General features: G+C 28.9%; 17 protein-coding genes and 1 other annotated feature. Of the genes, 16 read left to right on the plus strand and 1 reads right to left on the minus strand.

All coding sequences use genetic code 11. The features are described from left to right. Window positions 1-4 precede the first annotated feature (4 nt). The 9 genes from P3X86_RS18100 (at window position 5) to P3X86_RS18140 (ending at window position 8699) form a co-directional block, all read left to right on the plus strand. Window positions 5-454, plus strand: a complete 450-nt coding sequence (locus P3X86_RS18100) for a 2-thiouracil desulfurase family protein (protein WP_483294134.1) — start codon at window positions 5-7, stop codon at window positions 452-454. Window positions 455-475: 21 nt separating this feature from the next. Next, window positions 476-1081, plus strand: a complete 606-nt coding sequence (locus P3X86_RS18105; RefSeq protein ID WP_483294135.1) for a GerMN domain-containing protein — start codon at window positions 476-478, stop codon at window positions 1079-1081. Between the two features lie 58 nt (window positions 1082-1139). Beyond that, window positions 1140-1363: a binding site (T-box leader), on the plus strand. Window positions 1364-1439: 76 nt separating this feature from the next. Continuing rightward, window positions 1440-3137, plus strand: coding sequence for an arginine--tRNA ligase (gene argS / locus P3X86_RS18110; RefSeq protein ID WP_483294153.1), 1698 nt, complete (start codon window positions 1440-1442; stop codon window positions 3135-3137). A 380-nt stretch (window positions 3138-3517) separates the two neighbouring features. Next, a complete protein-coding gene (locus tag P3X86_RS18115) occupies window positions 3518-4189 on the plus strand; it encodes a lytic transglycosylase domain-containing protein (RefSeq protein ID WP_483294136.1) in 672 nt (223 codons plus the stop codon). 106 nt (window positions 4190-4295) lie between these two features. Continuing rightward, window positions 4296-5639: a DUF4097 family beta strand repeat-containing protein gene (locus P3X86_RS18120; RefSeq protein ID WP_483294137.1), complete on the plus strand. Its 1344-nt coding sequence runs from the start codon at window positions 4296-4298 to the stop codon at window positions 5637-5639. A gap of 23 nt (window positions 5640-5662) precedes the next feature. Next, the gene (locus P3X86_RS18125) at window positions 5663-6226 is read left to right on the plus strand and encodes an RNA polymerase sigma factor (protein ID WP_483294138.1); all 564 of its coding nucleotides are present in this window, start codon (window positions 5663-5665) and stop codon (window positions 6224-6226) included. Beyond that, window positions 6216-6668, plus strand: a complete 453-nt coding sequence (locus P3X86_RS18130; protein WP_483294139.1) for an anti-sigma factor family protein — start codon at window positions 6216-6218, stop codon at window positions 6666-6668. The genes P3X86_RS18125 and P3X86_RS18130 overlap by 11 nt, the downstream gene beginning before the upstream one ends. An 18-nt stretch (window positions 6669-6686) precedes the next feature. Continuing rightward, window positions 6687-7358 (plus strand): B-box zinc finger protein, encoded by a 672-nt coding sequence (locus P3X86_RS18135; RefSeq protein ID WP_483294140.1) that lies wholly within the window; start codon window positions 6687-6689, stop codon window positions 7356-7358. 294 nt (window positions 7359-7652) lie between these two features. After that, on the plus strand, window positions 7653-8699 hold the full coding sequence (locus tag P3X86_RS18140) for a hypothetical protein (RefSeq protein ID WP_483294141.1): 1047 nt from the start codon (window positions 7653-7655) through the stop codon (window positions 8697-8699). A 39-nt stretch (window positions 8700-8738) separates the two neighbouring features. On the opposite strand, the gene P3X86_RS18145 is transcribed toward P3X86_RS18140, so the two are convergent. Then, entirely contained in the window at window positions 8739-9206 is a 468-nt protein-coding gene (locus P3X86_RS18145) for a hypothetical protein (protein WP_483294142.1), read from the minus strand. A gap of 152 nt (window positions 9207-9358) precedes the next feature. Between P3X86_RS18145 and P3X86_RS18150 the strand changes: the two genes are divergently transcribed. The 7 genes from P3X86_RS18150 to P3X86_RS18180 all read left to right on the plus strand — a co-directional run bounded on the left by P3X86_RS18150 (window position 9359) and on the right by P3X86_RS18180 (window position 18573). Next, the gene (locus P3X86_RS18150) at window positions 9359-9880 is read left to right on the plus strand and encodes an amidase domain-containing protein (protein ID WP_483294143.1); all 522 of its coding nucleotides are present in this window, start codon (window positions 9359-9361) and stop codon (window positions 9878-9880) included. Between the two features lie 364 nt (window positions 9881-10244). Then, window positions 10245-12035, plus strand: coding sequence for a B12-binding domain-containing radical SAM protein (locus tag P3X86_RS18155; protein WP_483294144.1), 1791 nt, complete (start codon window positions 10245-10247; stop codon window positions 12033-12035). A 6-nt stretch (window positions 12036-12041) separates the two neighbouring features. Next, window positions 12042-13181 carry a tetratricopeptide repeat protein gene (locus P3X86_RS18160; protein ID WP_483294145.1) on the plus strand — a complete coding sequence of 380 codons (1140 nt, stop codon included), beginning with the start codon at window positions 12042-12044 and terminating at the stop codon, window positions 13179-13181. Window positions 13182-13393: 212 nt separating this feature from the next. After that, a complete protein-coding gene (locus P3X86_RS18165) occupies window positions 13394-14296 on the plus strand; it encodes a bifunctional enoyl-CoA hydratase/phosphate acetyltransferase (RefSeq protein ID WP_483294146.1) in 903 nt (300 codons plus the stop codon). A gap of 30 nt (window positions 14297-14326) precedes the next feature. Beyond that, entirely contained in the window at window positions 14327-16099 is a 1773-nt protein-coding gene (gene iorA / locus P3X86_RS18170; RefSeq protein ID WP_483294147.1) for an indolepyruvate ferredoxin oxidoreductase subunit alpha, read from the plus strand. Between the two features lies 1 nt (window position 16100). After that, window positions 16101-16679, plus strand: coding sequence for an indolepyruvate oxidoreductase subunit beta (locus P3X86_RS18175; RefSeq protein ID WP_483294148.1), 579 nt, complete (start codon window positions 16101-16103; stop codon window positions 16677-16679). 229 nt (window positions 16680-16908) lie between these two features. Beyond that, window positions 16909-18573, plus strand: coding sequence for a glycosyl hydrolase family 18 protein (locus P3X86_RS18180; protein ID WP_483294149.1), 1665 nt, complete (start codon window positions 16909-16911; stop codon window positions 18571-18573). The last annotated feature ends 378 nt before the right edge of the window (window positions 18574-18951 follow it).

Raw genomic sequence — 18951 nt, forward strand, 5'->3', positions numbered from 1 at the left:
AAGTATGATACTTGTTAGTGCATGTTTAGTTGGGCTAGATTGCAGATATAATTGTGAAAGTGTTATAATAGAAGATATAGCAAAGCTTATAAAAGAAGGAAAGGCAATACCAGTTTGTCCAGAGCAATTAGGAGGGCTAACAACACCAAGAAATCCATCTGAAATAGTAATCGAGGATGGTACAATAACAGTAAAAGACTGTAAAGGAAACGATGTAACAAAGGAATTTGTAAAAGGGGCTAAAGAGACGCTGAAAATAGCTAAGCTTGCAAATGTAAAAAATGCAATACTAAAGCAAAGAAGCCCATCGTGTGGTAATGGTTTAATCTATGATGGCACATTTAGTGGTAATATAATAGAGGGAAATGGATTAACAGCTAAACTATTGTCAGAAAATCATATAAGTGTTTATGATGAAGAAAATTATACAGATTTATTAAGGTACAAAGAATAAGAAAGAATAGGGGGACGAAATGTGAAAAAAATAATGATAGTAGCAATGATCATAATATTATCAATGTCACTGATGATAGGGTGTTCAAAAGAGGATGAAACAAGTGATGCTAACAAAAACAACGATGTAAACAAAATAAAGGATAATGAGGATAAGAACAATAGTCCTGAAGAGGGCAAAGAATCTACAGATAATACAGATATAGATTATGTATTATTTTTAAAAGAAAAAGGATATCCTAATATAGTAAGCCAGACAATGTCAATAAAGAGTAATGATGAAAGATTAAAAACTAAAACTATAAAAGAAATAGCACTTCAGCATCTAATAGATTTTGGAGAATTTAACGGTTTAGTATCACCAATACCTAGTGGTACAAAACTACTTGGCCTAAAGATAGATGGTAACAAAGCAATAGTTGATTTTTCAAAAGAGTTTCAAGACAATATGAAGGGTGATGTATACAATACAATGTTATCCTTAGCAGGTGTTATTAACACGTTGACAGTAGCAGAAGACATAGAAAAAGTAGTATTTACTATAAATGGGCAAACAATAAACAACTTAAATGGTGTAGATATGACAAAAGAATTTGAATACAATGTGGACTTTTTTCCAGACAAGTAATAGGTAAAAAGGAATCTTGAAAGAATAGTTAATATGTGATATACTCATAAAATAATATATAAATTCAATGAAGAGAACAGTAGAATATAAGTAGTTTCTAAGCGAGTTGAGGATGGTGAAAGCTCAATAAAATCTTACATTTGAAAAGAATCTCTAAGAAGCATACTGGAAATAAAGTATAGTATGACGTTGATTGCGTTAAAATTATTGAGTGGATAATATTATTCTAAAAGGATAGTATATCAAATAGAGTGGTAACGCGGGCAAGCTCTCGTCTCTTGTTTTATTTATTAATACAGAGATGAGAGCTTTTGTATTTTTATATTACCGTAAAATAATAATTGGAGGAATAAGAATGATTGATTTTAAAAAACATTTACTAGAGGCTTTACAAAATGAAGTTAAAGAAATGAGTATAGAAGAATTAGAAAAACTAGTAGAAGTGCCACCAAATTACGATATGGGGGATTATGCATTTCCTTGCTTTAAATTAGCTAAGATATTTAGAAAAGCACCTAATATAATAGCAGAAGAATTAGCGAAGAAGTTAGAAGCAAACGAATATTTTGAGAAAATACAAAATTTAAGTGGTTACGTTAACTTTTTTGTTAATAAAAAGCTATTTGTAGAGAGTGTGCTTAAAGAGATTTGCAAGAAACAAGATAAATTTGGTGCTACAGATATAGGGAAAGGAAAAAATGTTATAGTTGAGTTTTCATCAGTAAATATAGCAAAACCTTTCCATATAGGGCATATTAGAAGTACAGTAATAGGAAACTCATTATTCAAAATATATAAATTTTTAGGATTTAATGCAATAAGTATAAACCATCTAGGAGACTACGGAACGCAATTTGGAAAATTAATAGTAGCATATAAAAAGTGGGGCAATAAAGAAGCTATAGAAGCTAATCCAATTAAAGAACTATTAAAAATATATGTTAAATTCCATGATGAAGCAGAAAGTCATCCAGAACTAGAAGATGAAGCTAGAGCATGGTTTAAAAAGCTAGAAGACAATGATGAAGAAGCATTTGAATTATGGACATGGTTTAGAGATATAAGCTTAAAAGAGTTTAGTAAAGTTTATGGTATGCTTGATATAGAATTTGATTCATATGCAGGAGAAAGCTTCTATTCAGATAAAATGCCACAAATTATAGAAGAATTAAACGAAAAAGAATTATTACAGGATTCAAAAGGAGCTAAAATAGTTGATTTAGAGGAATATGATATGCCACCAGCGTTGATCACAAAAAGTGATGGATCAACATTGTATATGACTAGAGATATAGCGGCAGCAAAATATAGAAAAGATACTTATGATTTTTATAAGAATATTTATGTAGTTGGAGCAACTCAAGCACTACATTTTAGGCAATGGATTAAAGTAATAGAGTTAATGGGCCATGAATGGGCAAATGATTGCATACATGTACCATTTGGAACAGTGAGTTTAGAAGAAGGAACAATGTCAACAAGAAAAGGAAGAGTTGTTTTTCTAGAAGAAGTACTGACAAAAGCAGTAGAAAAAACAAAAGAGATTATAACAACTAAAAATCCAAATCTAGAAAACAAAGAAGAAGTAGCAAAACAAGTTGGTATCGGGGCAATAATGTTCCAAGAGCTTTCAAACAATAGAATAAAAGATTATACATTTTCATGGGATAGAACACTTACATTTGAAGGCGAAACAGGTCCTTATGTACAATATGCTCATGCCAGAGCAAATAGCTTGATAGAAAAAGCTGGAATCAAGGTAGATGAAAATGTAGATTTTTCTTTGATTACAAATGAAGAGTCATTACATTTAATTAAAGAACTTGAAGGTTTCAAAAAAGTTGTTATAGATGCTATGCATAAAAATGAACCTTCACTAGTAACAAGACATACGGTTGATATAGCACAAGCTTTTAATAGATTCTATAACAGCTGTCATATAAATGTAGAAGATTTAGAGCTTAAAAAAGCACGATTATTATTAGTTTACTGCACAAAAACTGTAATAAAGACAGCGTTATCGTTATTAGGTATAAAAGCACCAGATAAAATGTAAAAAAATTAATATTAAACCTAAATTATTCACAGAAAAATAATAACTATATTGCATCTTTCTAATTACAATATATCCATCACTTTTTCACCGTACACCCAGTACGCTTTCAAAATCGCTGAAATACTGTAATTTAGAAAACTACAGCATATTTATCAATGTTCCATGAGTAATTTAGGTTAAAATAAAAGACATCATTGATTGTTAAAATGATGTCTTTTATAATGCAAAAAAACTACTAAAAATCTATATGTTTAGAATATCATGCTATATTATCCTATGTTACAAATAATTAAAATTTGTCGATAGTTATAAAAAATTGTTGACTTGGATATCACTATATTATATAATGTGGCTCGTGTTGTTTTTAAGGAGGGAAAAAAATGGATAAAAAAGTTATTGTTAGCATGACAATAATATTTATTTTAGTTAGCAATAGTGTTTTCGCTAGAAGCAACATGAACTATGATAACGAAAGCCAAGTTATAGCATTAGCGACATTAGAAACAACTACTAAAATAAATACTATAGATACAGTTATAGTACCAAATATTATGAATAAAATTGAATTGTCAAACTATATTAAGTTAAGAGCTAGATTTAATGATGAAAATACTAGATTTCTGATAGATTTATGTGAAGATAAGAATTTGAATATTTTCACAATAATGGCTGTAATGAAAGTAGAGAGTGATTTTCGTCATAAGGTTGTAGGTCGTTCAGGAGAAATTGGAATAGGTCAACTTATGGACGATACAGCTAGATTGACAGCCAAGAGATTAAATATAGATTACAAACGTGAATACCTTTATGATGTGAGGTACAATGTAAACATATTTACAGAACATTTAAAATATCTAGAGAATAAATATGATAATGACATTCATAAAATGCTAACAGCATACAATAGAGGCAGAGGTGGTTTACGCAAGCATATGGCATCAAGAGCTGGCGAAAAAAGACCACAAGAGAGCTCATATTCAAGAAAAGTCGTTAAATTTATAAATGTCTACAGTAACGAATTTAAAACTATTTCTCAAAAAACTAATGAATAACATTAAAACCTGCAAATATGAAATTGCAGGTTTTTTTATAAGAAATGAAGTGAATAAGAAAGTAGCATCGTCTAAAATATAGAGAGCAAACTTAAGGAGGTTTGATATGGAAAAAAAACGAATAGGAATCATAACATTAGCAATAACTTTTATAGTAGTTGGGGTAACATACTTAATATATCAGTTTGTAGATTTCAATATCAATAATGTACTGAATATAATATGGCCTTGTATTATTATACTGTTAGGTATTGAGATACTGTTTACAAAAGCTATAACAGACAGAAGAAAAAAGGATATAAAATATGTTTACAGTAAATCAAGTATATTCATAATAATAGTAATGATTTTTATACTGAAAGTACTTAGTTATGCAGAGGGTGATTTTGGGAATATCATGTTTATAAGTAATTATTCAAAATATCATTCAGAATACACGAAAGAATATAAAATACCATTAAATAACCAACAAAAATTAGAGTTAGATAATGAATACGGAGAGGTGTATATAAAAAAAGGTGATGTAGACAAAATTAATATTGAAGCAAAAATAACAATAAAAAATAATGATGAAGAATACGCAGATAAACTTGCCGCTGAATTAATACGAGTAAAAGAATACGACACATCAATAGATATAAAATCTGGCAAAACAAGCTATAACAAAAGATTAATAAAGAGTATTTCTATAGATTACGATATAACATTACCTAAAGATATTAAACTGGATGTAGTAAATGGATTTGGGGACGTAGAAATAAAGCAAGTGAAAGCTGGTATAAAAGTAACAAATAGGCATGGAGATATATGTCTTACCGATACCAATGAAATAGAAGCAATAAGTTCTCACGGTGATATGACAGTAAATAATGTAAATGGAGATGTTAAACTAAATAATAGACATGGAAAAATAAAAGTTTTCAATATACAAGGTAATGCTGATATAGATAGTGAACATAGCGAAATTGACTTAGAAAATATAGAAAGAGATGTTAAATTAAGAGCTTCATTTAGAGAAATCAAAATAAAGAACATAAAAGGGAAAGTTAATGTAAACTCAAGTCATTCACGAATAGAAGCAGATGAAGTATTAAAAGGTATGTATGTAGAAAATGAACATGGAAATATAGAGATAAAAAATGTTAAAGAGAGATGCGATATAAGGAACCGTCATGGGCATATAGATATTGACCTCGAAGATAAAGCCAATGACACTATAAAAATAACAAATGAGCATGGAGATGTGAACTTAAAACTCAATGAAGAACAAGGTGGAGAATTTGATATATTTACAGAGTATGGTACTATAAAAGATGTAGCAGATTCATTTGAGTTAAATGACCTAATTAAAGTTGATAAGAATATTCACAAATTGAAGACAAAAATAAACAATGATAAAGGTAAATTTAACATAAGAGTTAGACATGGAGATATTAATTTGACTAAATAACGTAATTATTGGAGGAATGATTCTTGAATGAAGTAGAAATTTTGAAACGGATCAAGGATGGATTTCATGAAGAATTTAAAAATATAGTCGACTTATATAAAGATAGGATTTTTTCTATGGCATATAGCTATACCAAAGACTACGTAGAAGCTCAAGATTTAACCCAAGAGATATTTATAAAAGTATATAAAGGTTTAAACAAATTTAAATTTGACAGTAAATTTTCTACATGGTTGTATAAAGTAGCTACTAATGTATGTATAGATTGGTCAAAGAAAAAACGCCCTAAAATAGTAAATGATTCACACAAAGCACTGTCTAAAGTTAAAGATGATAAAATATCACCTCAGGATAGTATTTTGTTGGACGAAAAAAACATAGAACTACATGAAGCAATAAGAGAGTTGCCAGACAAATACAAAAGTGTGATAAACCTTTATCATTTTAACAATATAAGTTATATCCAAATATCAGAAGTACTAGATATACCAGTTAAAACAGTGGAAACAAGACTGTATAGAGCTAGAAGAAAACTGAGAGAAATCCTTAACAAAAGCAAAAATGGAGGTGATAGTATTGAAATGTGATGATTTTTCAAATAAGATGTTTGAATTATATAATAGTAATAAAGATGAAGAAAAAAAGGAGTTATTAGAGCATTTAGCTCACTGTGATGACTGTAATAGAGAATTTAATGAAATGGAAGAAGTATTTGAATCATTATCAAATTTACAACTACTAAGTCCACCATCTGATTTAACCAATAATATCATGAACGAGATTAGTAAAATAAATGAAAAATCGAAGAGATATAAAAGAAAAGCTTATAGATTATGGGGATCTAGTTTGGTTGCTGCTGGTATATTAATATCGATAGTTAATATTTCATTTGCAGATACGACTATAGAAAGTAGTGTAAATAACATTATAAGCAAAAAGTACTCAATAACAAGATCCATCAATAAAAAACTTAATACAATAGTTGAGTTTATTACAGATTTAGATTTTTTAAATATATTTGATAATTAAAATGGAGGTAAAACATATATGAAATGTAGTAATCACAAAAACAAAGATGCACAATGTAGGTGCTTAGATTGTGGTAAATTAATTTGTGAAGAATGTTCTATAAAATATAACGGTAAAATAATATGCAAAGATTGTTATGAAGATATTAGTAGTACAGATGCTAAAGTAGAACTACAGAAAAAAGAAATTAGAGAACAAGAATATATTATTAGAGTGCATTGCAATCCATTCTTAACATTTATAACTTCATTAATACCAGGAGCAGCTCAGATGTATATGGGATTGATGCATAGAGGGATACAGCTTCTCACAGCATTTATAGTTTCTATAATACTTATGGCAGAAGTTTTACCATCAGTTTTTGTAGCTGCAACTTTTATCGTATGGTTTTATAGTTTCTTTGACGCTCATCAGATTAAGAAAAAAATAAGAAGTGGTATAAAAGTAAAAGATGAGTACGTAGTAGACATAGATATAGATTTTATAAAAGGAATAAGTAATAAGAAATTAGGTATAGGATTGTTAATATTCGGAGGATATATACTACTAAAGAATTTACTTAAAGCATCTACAGGATTTTTAGGAATGAACCTTTATTATAATGTTTCAAGCACAATAGAAAGATCAATAATACCTATAGGATTAATAGTAATAGGCGTAATATTCCTAAATAGATCTAGAACCGATTAAGGTAAGAAGATAGAGAATGTCATTTAAATGATATTCTCTATTTTTTTATCTTGTATTATTACTAATAGTAGAATAACGGCACGCAAGTTTTACTAGGAAATTCAATGTACAGTACATAAGTGAGCAACGGAGATTTTGGAGCAACGCAAAAAAATTGGGCTTTTGTCTACAGTCTGTCCTATTGTTAAAACAATAGTCCTTGTGTTAATACAATAAGTATTGTATTAACAGTTGATTAAATGATACAATATATTTGCACACTGTGTATGAGTTCAGTAAAGTACAGGAGGAAGTATGTTAGAGGAAAGAATAGAGAACCTAGTATTAAATTCAGTAATAGGTGATTGTATAAATTTCAAAAAAAATAAAAAGTATAACCAATATACTTTTTATCATAGAGGACAGCTTTGTATGTCGTATATATCACAACAAATGATTATTATGATTAAATCCCTAATACCTTCATTAAAAGAGATTAGTGTTAACTGTGATATTACAAGATTGGGAAAAGAGCTTGATCTATGGCAGGAATACAAGATATCCTCAAATAAAAGCTTAAACTTAAGTAATGCTGACATATATTGGAAAGAGTATGATGATAGTTTAACTTCAAGAATACTGCCAATAATTATAGTCAATAATGACTTTAAAGTAATTACAGATGAAATAATCAAAGTAGCATTTAAAACAACAGGAAATATAGAAAATTTAATAGAGACGATAGCATTAGCAAGAATATATTATAATATAGTGAATGATTTAGACATAAATTATGACACGATTATAAAAGAAATAAAACAAGATATCATTAATATATCAGTCAAAGATATAATAGAAAATATAGAGTTTAAATTTAGCTTAAAAACCTACAACGGAAAATATATCATAGACTTTGAAAGATGTAGGATTGAAATGCTTAATATGTTAAATAGCATTAATAGTAATAGATTTAGTGTATTTAGAGAGAGTCTAAATATTATAAAAGATAAAGTAAACACGTATGAGAGTGTAGAAGCTACATTTACAAATTATTTAATAGTGAGTGGGTTTAGCAATAAAAAAATACAGTTAGACTTCATAAATAAGAGTTTCATAAAAAACTTGATTTCATATTTGATAAAGCTAAGAAAGGGTAGAATTAGTCCAGAGCAACTAGAAATAAAGAATCATTCATATCCTAATGTTTTTAAATTTAATAAAGGAAATGAGTTTTATCATACTTTGCTTAATAGGTGTAAAGTGATTGGTAAAAAAGATGATGATAATGAAATAAAAATGTTAATACAGAATAAATCAGCTATTTATGGTTTTAAAAAGCTAAAATATAAATACTCGGGATAGTAATAACTTTAGCCCGAGTATTTTGCATAAGCAATAGTTTTATATTTTTATTTCTTCACTATGTTCTTTAATACAAGACATCATAGAAGAAAACTCTGATATAAGCTTATTAAAAGAAGCTACGTCTTCCTTAGAAATATTATAATGTAAAAACAAATCATCAAAAGACTTAACATTATTTGAGAGTTTAGTAGTCAGATCTATAAAATCGCCAAAGTTTTTACTATTAGAAGCATTTATAAATTGATTTATATCAACAATAATAGAATTTACAATTTCTTCTTCAGTATCAAACGTTCCAGCTTCAACAACATAGGGTTTAATTCTTTCAAGAAAATAAGTATTATCATCATTTAAATGATAAAAATAAGTTAATTTCATATTGTTTTTTAGTTTATACTTAATCAAGAACATAACACCTTCAATATTAATAACAGTACATCCAATATTTCTTAGTTTATCAAGGCATGCTTGATGTTTTAATTGTCTCACAGTCATAAGAGCCATTTCAATTCCTCCTTTGTTCTATTATATTTATACCCAAAAACTATATTAATAAAACTAATAACTAGCTTGAATATAAAGATTTATTAGTGTATAGTACATATATGAATAAAAATATTAGTTTTTATATATATAGTTAGTAGGGGGATTTTAATATGAACTTTAATTTTAAAAAGACCGACACTTCTATATTACCATACAATAGGCAAAAAGCTTACTATTATGCATCAAAATGGGCATTTTTAAGGAATAATAAATACCATGATTTTGAAAATAGTGGTGGTGATTGTACTAATTATATATCTCAGATACTTCATTACTCTGGGTGTGTTATGAACTATTCAAAAAACGGATGGTTTTACATAAATAAAGATAACAGGTCGCCATCGTGGACTTCAGTTAGCCATTTTTATAATTTTATAACAAATAATAAAAAAGCAGGCCCGATAGCAAGAAATGCAACTATAGAGGAACTAGAAGTAGGAGATTTAGTGCAAATAAAATTTCCTAATAAATATGATTTTTCCCATAATACTATGGTTACTAAGAAAGAAGGGAATACTATAGACGATATATATATAACAACACATTCAATAGATAGATTTGATTATAGATTATCAAACTATAACTATGAAAAATTTAGATTTTTAGTTATAGAAGGGTACAGATTAAAATAGAAATAATTAGATAATATACATAAGGTGAGATAAATGTGCTTTTAGGATGGGAGTTTGGTATTAGTTATGCTTATTTTACTATCAGGGTGTTATTATGTTAAGTATGAAAGTAGAGCTCACTATAATATTGAGAAAAAATAGAGTTAGAAGTATCAGAAGGCTCAGTGAGCTTTGAGTTAATAAATCCAAATGGTAAAATACAATGGAGTGAAACAATAAAAGCTGGTAACTTGACAAAATAATAAGAGATTGGTCTCTTATATTTAATAATATTAATAAAAAAGAAGAAGGATAAAATCAAATCAAATTCAACAAATTATAAAGATAAAGGGTTATACTCAAGGGAAGTACAAAGGAGAATAAAATGAAAATATTATTAACAACACTAAACTCTAAATACATACATTCATCACTAGCGCTTAGGTATTTAAAGAGCATGTGTAAAGATATAGACGTAAAAGTAGATATAAAAGAATTCACAATAAACAACAATGTAGATTTAATAGCAAGACAGATTTACAATTTAAAACCAGATGTAATAGGTTTCTCATGCTATATATGGAATATAAATGCCATAAAAGAATTAGCGTATAAGATAAAGCTCATTTTCCCAGATATAAATATAATATTTGGTGGGCCAGAGGTATCATTTGATTCAATAGATGTGATGAAAAAAAATGAATATATAGATTACATAATATTTGGCGAAGGAGAAGTAACATTCAGGGAATTAGTGCTATATTTAAATAATGAGAATAAAGACATAAATACAATAGATGGATTAGTATATAGACATCAAGATAAAATAATAAAAAATAAAGATAGAGGATTGGTAGAAAATCTAGATATAATCCCATCGCCATATGATGATACAGAAGATTTGAAAGATAGAATCGTATACTTTGAGAGCTCTCGAGGATGTCCTTTTAATTGTAGTTTTTGTTTATCCTCGACTTTAAAAAGCACAAGATATTTTCCATTAGAAAGAACAAAAAGAGAACTAAAAAAATTAATAGATGCAAAAGTAAGACAAGTTAAATTTGTAGATAGAACTTTCAACACCAATAAAAACTTTGCAATAACAATAATGAAATATATAATTAAGCAAAAAGTAGAAGATATAAACTTTCATTTTGAAGTTACAGCTCATATATTAGACGAAGAAATGCTTGAATTTCTGAAAGAAGTTCCAAAAGGACTTTTTCAGTTTGAAATAGGTGTACAATCTACCAATGACAAAGTAATAAAGTCTATCAATAGAACCACCGATTTTGAAAAACTCAGTAAAGTGGTAAAAAGAATTAATTCATATAAAAACATACATCAACACTTAGATTTAATAGCAGGATTACCTTACGAGGGTTATGATAGCTATAAAAAATCTTTTAATGACGTATATAAGCTTAATGCTGACAAACTACAAATGGGATTTCTAAAGCTATTGAAAGGAACTAAATTAAGAGAAGAAATAGATTTGCATGGATTTGTATTTTATGACAAACCTCCATATGAGGTGATGTACAATAAATATATAAGCTTTGAGGAAATGTCAAAGATAAAAGAAATAGAACATATAGTAGAGAAATATTCAGATGAAGCTTACTTTGAACTTGCACTAAAATTTATAATAAATAATTTCTATATAGAACCATTTGATTTCTTTGAAGATTTTGCAGAGTATTGGGTAGATAAAAAATACAATACATTATCGCATAGTAGGAATAAGCTTTATATAATCTTAGATGAATTTTATAAATATAAAGAACTTAATCAGTATGCGATATTTAATCAGCTTATAAAATATGACTATATAGTATCAAACAAGACATCTACATTACCCAATTTTATGGTTAGAAAAGACGTAAATATAATTCAGAAAACAAGACATGATTTTCTAAAAGAAACAGATAAAAGAGATATATACATTAGCGATAGATTAAAACCAGTAAAAAAAGCAATAAATGATATTCATATAGAAAAATTCACAATAGATATTTTAGAGCTAAAGAAAAAAGGATTTTTATTAGAAGATGTAAAACTAATAGAAAGAGATGTTATATTGCTATTTAAATATCTAAAAGGTAAAAATGTATTTGATAGATGTCAAGTATTCAATATAACAGATGAATTTACAAAATTAATAGAAGAAAGGTAAAGAAATATGATAAAAAGTATAAAAGAATTCTATACTCAAAAAGTACAAAATATTACATTCATAGAATTAAAGCAACAAGCTGATATAAAATTAAAAAGAGGTGTATTAAGAACAGACATACCGTATCCAATGCTAATAGATAATTTAGTAACAGAGATAAAAGAGCAGAGAGCTCAAGAAGAAATAAAGCTAAACATATTAGTAGATGGCATGATATATTTGATAGCAGTAGACGAAGAATTTAAATATGTAAAAGATTATATTCAAATACTAGGTCAAATTCATGAAGACTTAGATAAATATCTACTTTATAGAGGTTTTCAATATTTAAAAGAAGAAAAAGATGAGGATGCATTGATATATTTCAAAGCGTTAACTAAAATAGAACCAAATAACGTAAAAGGTATGTACAATTATGCATTAGTGCTAGAAAAAATAGCAATTACAAAATATAAAAACAACAATAAAGAAGGAAACATATTTCTTAGAGAATCCACATCAATTTTAGAAGATATATTGGACATAGATAATGATTTTGAGCTGACGTATTACAAGCTTGGGTTTCATTATAAACACGCTAAATTATTTAAAAAAGCTCAAATAATATGGGAAAAGTTTATAGAACTATCCACAGATAGTGATTTGATAGAAGAAGTGCAAGAAAATTTAGTAGCAATAAACGAAGATGTAGCATACGAAGAAGGATACAACTATGTGCTTAACAGGCAACCACAAAAAGGGTTAGATATATTATTAAAGTTGAAAGAGAAATACACAGATTGGTGGAATTTATTATTTATGATTGGTCTTGCATATAGACAACTAGGAGATTATACATTGGCTATAAAAGAATTTGAGAATGTATTAGCAATAAATAAAGACCAAATAGACACACTAAATGAACTTGCAATGAGTTATGCAACAATAGGTAATTTTGATAGTGCAATAGAAAAAATCGATAGAGCCTTAGTTCTAAAGCCAGATGACTCAGAGTTATTGTGCAATAGAGGGATGATCATGTTAAACTTTGGAAAAATAAAGGAAGCAGAGAGTGATATACAAACGGCATATGAAATAAATCCAAACGATGAAGTAACACTAAACTGCAAAAGACAAATAGAAGAGGTAAAAAGGCAACTACATTAAATAAAGAAATTAGCTCGCTAGGTTAAATAGCGGGTTTTTTCTTGTCCAAGATAATACTAAAATATTATAAAAGTATTACAATTTTTTTTAATATTAAAAATTTATTTGAAGTATTATTTATTTATGTTAAAATATAAGATGTAAAATCATCAAATATTATAATAACATGATTTATATAAATATAAGAGTTAATAAAATAAAGGGGTGAAGAATTGAACAGTTTAGATCAATTAATTACAAAGGCTCAAAACCAACCTACAAAGACTTTAGCCGTTGTAGCACCACAAGATAAAGAAGTACTCATGGCGGTAGTAGAGGCAGCACAGATGGGAATTATTAGCCCAATACTTATTGGTGATATCGATGAAACTAACAAAATCGCAAAAGAGTTAAATATTTGCATTGATGATTTTGAAAAAGTTGATGTAAAAGATTTAACAGAGTCAGCAAAAACAGCAGTACAATATGTTAGTAGTAAAAAAGCTGATTTTGTGATGAAAGGGTTAGTAGATACATCAATACTTTTAAAAGAAGTTTTAAACAAAGAATACGGATTAAGAACAGATAGTTTACTTAGTCATGTCATGGTTTATGAAGTTCCAGCTTACAAGAAATTATTATTTCTAACAGATGGAGGGATGAATATTAGCCCTACATTAGAGCAGAAAATCAAAATAGTTAACAATGCAGTAAAAGCTAGCAAAATACTTAATAAAGAAGAAATAAAGATAGCATTATTAGCAGCTAAAGAGAAGCCAAATGACAAAATGATAGCAACAATAGATGCAGCAAATATCAAGCAGAGATATTTAGAAGGTCAGTTTGAAAACGGAGTAATAGTAGAAGGGCCTATGGCACTTGATTTAGCGATATCAAAAGAAGCTGCAAAGATAAAACACTATGAAAGCCCTGTAGCAGGTGATGCAGATGTACTTGTAGTCCCAAATATAGAGATGGGAAATGGAATAGGAAAAACACTAACGTATTTTGCGAACAGCGAGTCAGCAGGAATCATAATGGGGGCGAAAGCTCCAGTAGTCTTAGTATCAAGAGCAGACTCTCATAAAGCTAAGCTCAATTCAATAGCATTAGGGAGCTTAATATCGGCAGTATAGCTTTTATAAAAAATAAAGGGGTGATATACAATGAAAAAATTATTTACAGGTAACGAAGCAGTAGCTAGAGGGGCATTTGAAGCGGGAGTTACATTAGCTTCAGCATATCCAGGAACTCCAAGTACAGAAATACTAGAAAATATGGCAAAATACAAGGAAATATATTCAGAATGGGCTCCAAACGAAAAAGTTGCATTAGAAGTTGCAATAGGAGGATCAATAGCAGGAGCTAGAAGTTTAGCTGCTATGAAACATGTCGGTGTAAACGTTGCAGCAGATCCATTGTTTACAGTAGCATATACTGGAGTTAATGGTGGTTTAGTTTTAGTTTCAGCAGATGATCCAGGAATGCACAGTTCTCAAAATGAGCAGGATAACAGATATTATGCAAAAAGTGCCAAATTACCAATGCTAGAGCCTAGTAACAGCCAAGAGGCAAAGGATTTCACAAAAATATCATTTGAAATAAGTGAAAAGTATGATGTACCAGTATTATTGAGACTCACAACTCGTATTTGCCATAGTAAAGGTTTAGTGGAATTAGAAGACAGAAAAGAAGTAGAAATTATAAAATATCAGAAAAATATAAAAAAATACGTTGCATCGCCAGCAAATGGTAGAGTAATGCATGTAGAGCTAGAAAAGAAACTAAAGGCGCTAGAAGAATATTCTAACACAACGCCATTAAATAATGCAGAATATAATGATACAAAAGTAGGTGTGGTAACTTCAGGTGTTGCGTATGAATATGTAAAAGAAGTATTTGGTAAAGATGCATCGTATCTAAAATTAGGATTCACATTTCCAATACCAAAAGATTTGATAAAAGAGTTTGCATCAAAAGTTGATAAATTATATGTAATAGAAGAATTAGAGCCTTACTTAGAGACAGAAATGAAAGCTATGAATATAGATGTTATAGGTAAAGAAATAATACCAGTAACAGGAGAACTCAATCCAGATATAATAGCAAAAGCAGTATTTGGTAAAGAAGAAAAACTAGTAGGCAAGAACCAAGATAAAATAGTAAACAGACCTCCTACAATGTGTGCAGGATGTCCACATAGAGGATTTTTCTACGAATTAAGTAAAAAGAAAGATGTAGTAGTAACAGGTGATATAGGATGTTATACATTAGGTTCAGCACCTCCACTTAACGTAATAGAAACAGTTATATGTATGGGTGCTAGTATAAGTGCAGGTCATGGATTTGTAAAAGCCTGTATGCAAAATAATGTAGATAAAAAAGTATTTAGCGTAATAGGGGACTCTACATTCTTCCATTCAGGAATAACAGGCTTATTAGACGTAGTTTATAACAAAGGTAATATAGTAACAGTAATATTAGATAATAGAATAACAGGTATGACTGGACATCAAGAAAACCCAGGAACAGGATACACACTAATGGGAGAGAGAACGGATGAAATAGACATAGAGAAACTAGTGAGAGCATTAGGAATAAAACACGTAGAGACAGTTAATCCTCTTAATCTAGCAGAGTGTAAAAAAGCAATAGATGAGGCAATGGCAATAGATGAGCCATCGGTTATAATAACAAAATGGCCATGTGCATTAAAGAAATATACAGAAGACGAAAAGAAAGAGTATAAGTTAGATAGACAAAAGTGCAAAGTTGACGAAGAAATGTGTAAAAAGTGCAAGATGTGTTTAAAAGTTGGTTGTCCAGCAATATCATTTGATGCAGAAAAAGGTGCTATAATAGACCAAGCTATGTGTGTTGGTTGTGATGTATGTACACAAGTATGCCCATTTGATGCAATAAAAAAGGTAGGTGAATAAAATGAGTGAGGTAAAAAACATACTACTAGTTGGTGTTGGAGGTCAAGGTATAATACTTGCTAGTAAAATATTAGCAACAGGGTTAATAGACGCAGGATATGACGTAAAGATGTCAGAAGTTCATGGTATGGCACAACGTGGAGGTAGTGTAACAACACAGGTTAGGTATGGAGAAAAAGTACATTCACCAATCATAGGCAAAGGGCAAGCAGATATAATAGTTGCATTTGAAAAAATGGAGGCTATGAGATGGATAGATTATCTAAAGCCTAATGGAATAGTGGTAATAAACAACTATGAAATTCCATCAGTACCAATATTGACAGGAGAGTGTAGCTATCCTCAGGAAATAATAAAGGAGCTACAAACAGGATTAAAAACAAAAGTAATAGATGCTGCAGCAAACGCATTAGAACTAGGAAATATAAGAACCCAAAACATAATAATGTTAGGAAGTTTAGTAAAAGCTATAGGAATAGATAACATAGACTGGGATAAAGCGATGAGTCAAAATATAAAAGAAAGATTTGTAGAAATAAACAAGTTAGCTTTCAAAAAAGGAATAGAATTAGTAAGCTAAATAACTTTATACAATTTGAAAACAAATAGGTATCTCTATGGTTGAGATACCTATTTTATTGGTTAAAAATCAAAAAGGTATCCTAAAAGTCTCAACCACAAGACCTACTGAGATAATCTAAAACAAAAAAAATGTCTTAAATTGAAACATAGTAATGATAATAGTGGTTATATAAGATATAATTAAAGAGTATATATTTATATAAAACAACAATCAATAGGGGGGCAGAATGAAAAAAATATTTTATAGTATCTTAGTATCAATAGCTGTAGCAACGTATGTATTAGTATATCATACAAACCTAGTTGCCGAGCCAGTATTCAATGCAAACAAAGAAGATGAGATAGTCATAAATGGAGAACCCATACATTATGAAATAACACCTATAAACGATAATAAAAATATTTATTTAGATTATCAAATAATAAAAGACAAATTAGGAATGGATATATTATGGGATAAAAATAACCAAACGCTGATATATTGTAAAAAAGATAAAGTAATAAGGGTATATAACAAAAAAAATCAAATAAAAGAAAATACCAAAGTAATATCAGCTAACGATATATTAAAGACTTTTCAAGGAGCACCTATACTGTCATCGTCATTTGTAGAGAAACACACAGATTATAAAATAAGTTATAAAAAAGAATCGAAGACATATATAGTAGATGAACCTAATGTAGCAGTAAAAGGAAAAATAGAAAATGGAACAAGACTCAGACTAAAGACCAGTGTGTGGTCTGATGTTTTAGATAAAATGAACACAGGAGAAGATATATACATATATAAAACTCTAGATAATTGGTCATATATAAGAAACGAAAGAGGATTTTATGGGTACATAAAAAATTCTGATTATAGTAAAATGAAGCAGAACATACCAGAAGCTAAAGAAGATATAGATAAAAAAGAAGAGGTATATTTAGAAGATGGCTTATTAAATGTAACATGGGAGTACGTAGGAAGAAAACGTAAAGCACCAGTGACCATGGAAAAAATAGAAGGCTTAGATGTCATATGTCCAACATGGTTTTCCATAGATAACGAAGATGGATTTATAAAAGATAAAGCATCACTTCAGTATTCAAGAGAGGCACACAGAGTTGGTTATAAAATCTGGGGCTTAGTGGACAATAGCTTTAATCCAGATATGACAGCAAAAATATTGAACAATTCATTAAAGAGAGAAAAGGTTATAAATAAGATAATAGAGTTTGCAAGAAAATATGAGTTAGATGGTATAAACATAGACTTTGAGAATGTTTATCTTAAAGAAAAAGATATGCTCACACAATTTATGAAAGAGTTTTATCCAATATGTAAAGAAAACAATTTAAAGCTATCAATAGATGTGACACCTAAGTCTAAAAGCGAAAATTGGTCTATGTTTTATGATAGAAGCCAGCTTGGGGAAGTAGTTGATTATATGATACTAATGGCATATGATGAACACTGGAAGAGTTGCCCGACTAGTGGATCAGTAGCGTCTTTACCTTGGGTAGAGAGAGGCCTAGAAAATCTAATGACTATGGTAGATAAGAAAAAAATAATACTTGGAGTTCCTTTTTATACTAGGCTATGGAAAGAGATTAATCAAGATGGTAAAATAAAAACATCGGCAAAAGATTATTCAATGCATACGATAGAGAAGATACTACAAGAAAAAGAAATTAAAATAGTCTGGGATGAAGAAAGTAAACAGGATTATATAGAATTTGTTGAGGATGATAAGACATACAAAGTATGGTTAGAAAACTCAAAATCAATGGAAAAAAGAATAGAGCTAGTAAGAAAACATGATATAAAAGGGGTAGCATCATGGAGAAAAGGATTTGAGAAAAAAGAAATTTGGAGAGTAATAAATAGAGAACTACATAAAGTAAATAATTAAAAAACAATGAACAAAAAACAAGATATCACATATTATTTATATGTAATGTCTTGTTTTTGTTATAGACAAATAAAAAAATTTGTCGAAAGAGTTGACAAAAACAATCAAACATGATACTATAGTCAAGTCGCAATAAACAGATAGGCTCAAAAAAAACACAGAAAAAAAGTTTTGAAAAGGGCTTGACTGTCAGAAAGAAACGTGTTACAATAAAACACGTCGCAAAAAGAAAAAACGACAAAAAGAACCTTGAAAATTGAACAGTGCAAAGCCAGAAACAAAACGAAGTCAATTCGTTAAAAGAGTAAGAAAGTTAAGAAATTAACTTTGGGATAAATTTTTATTTTGAGAGTTTGATCCTGGCTCAGGACGAACGCT

The organism is Abyssisolibacter sp. ZYX002 (assembly GCF_056892235.1).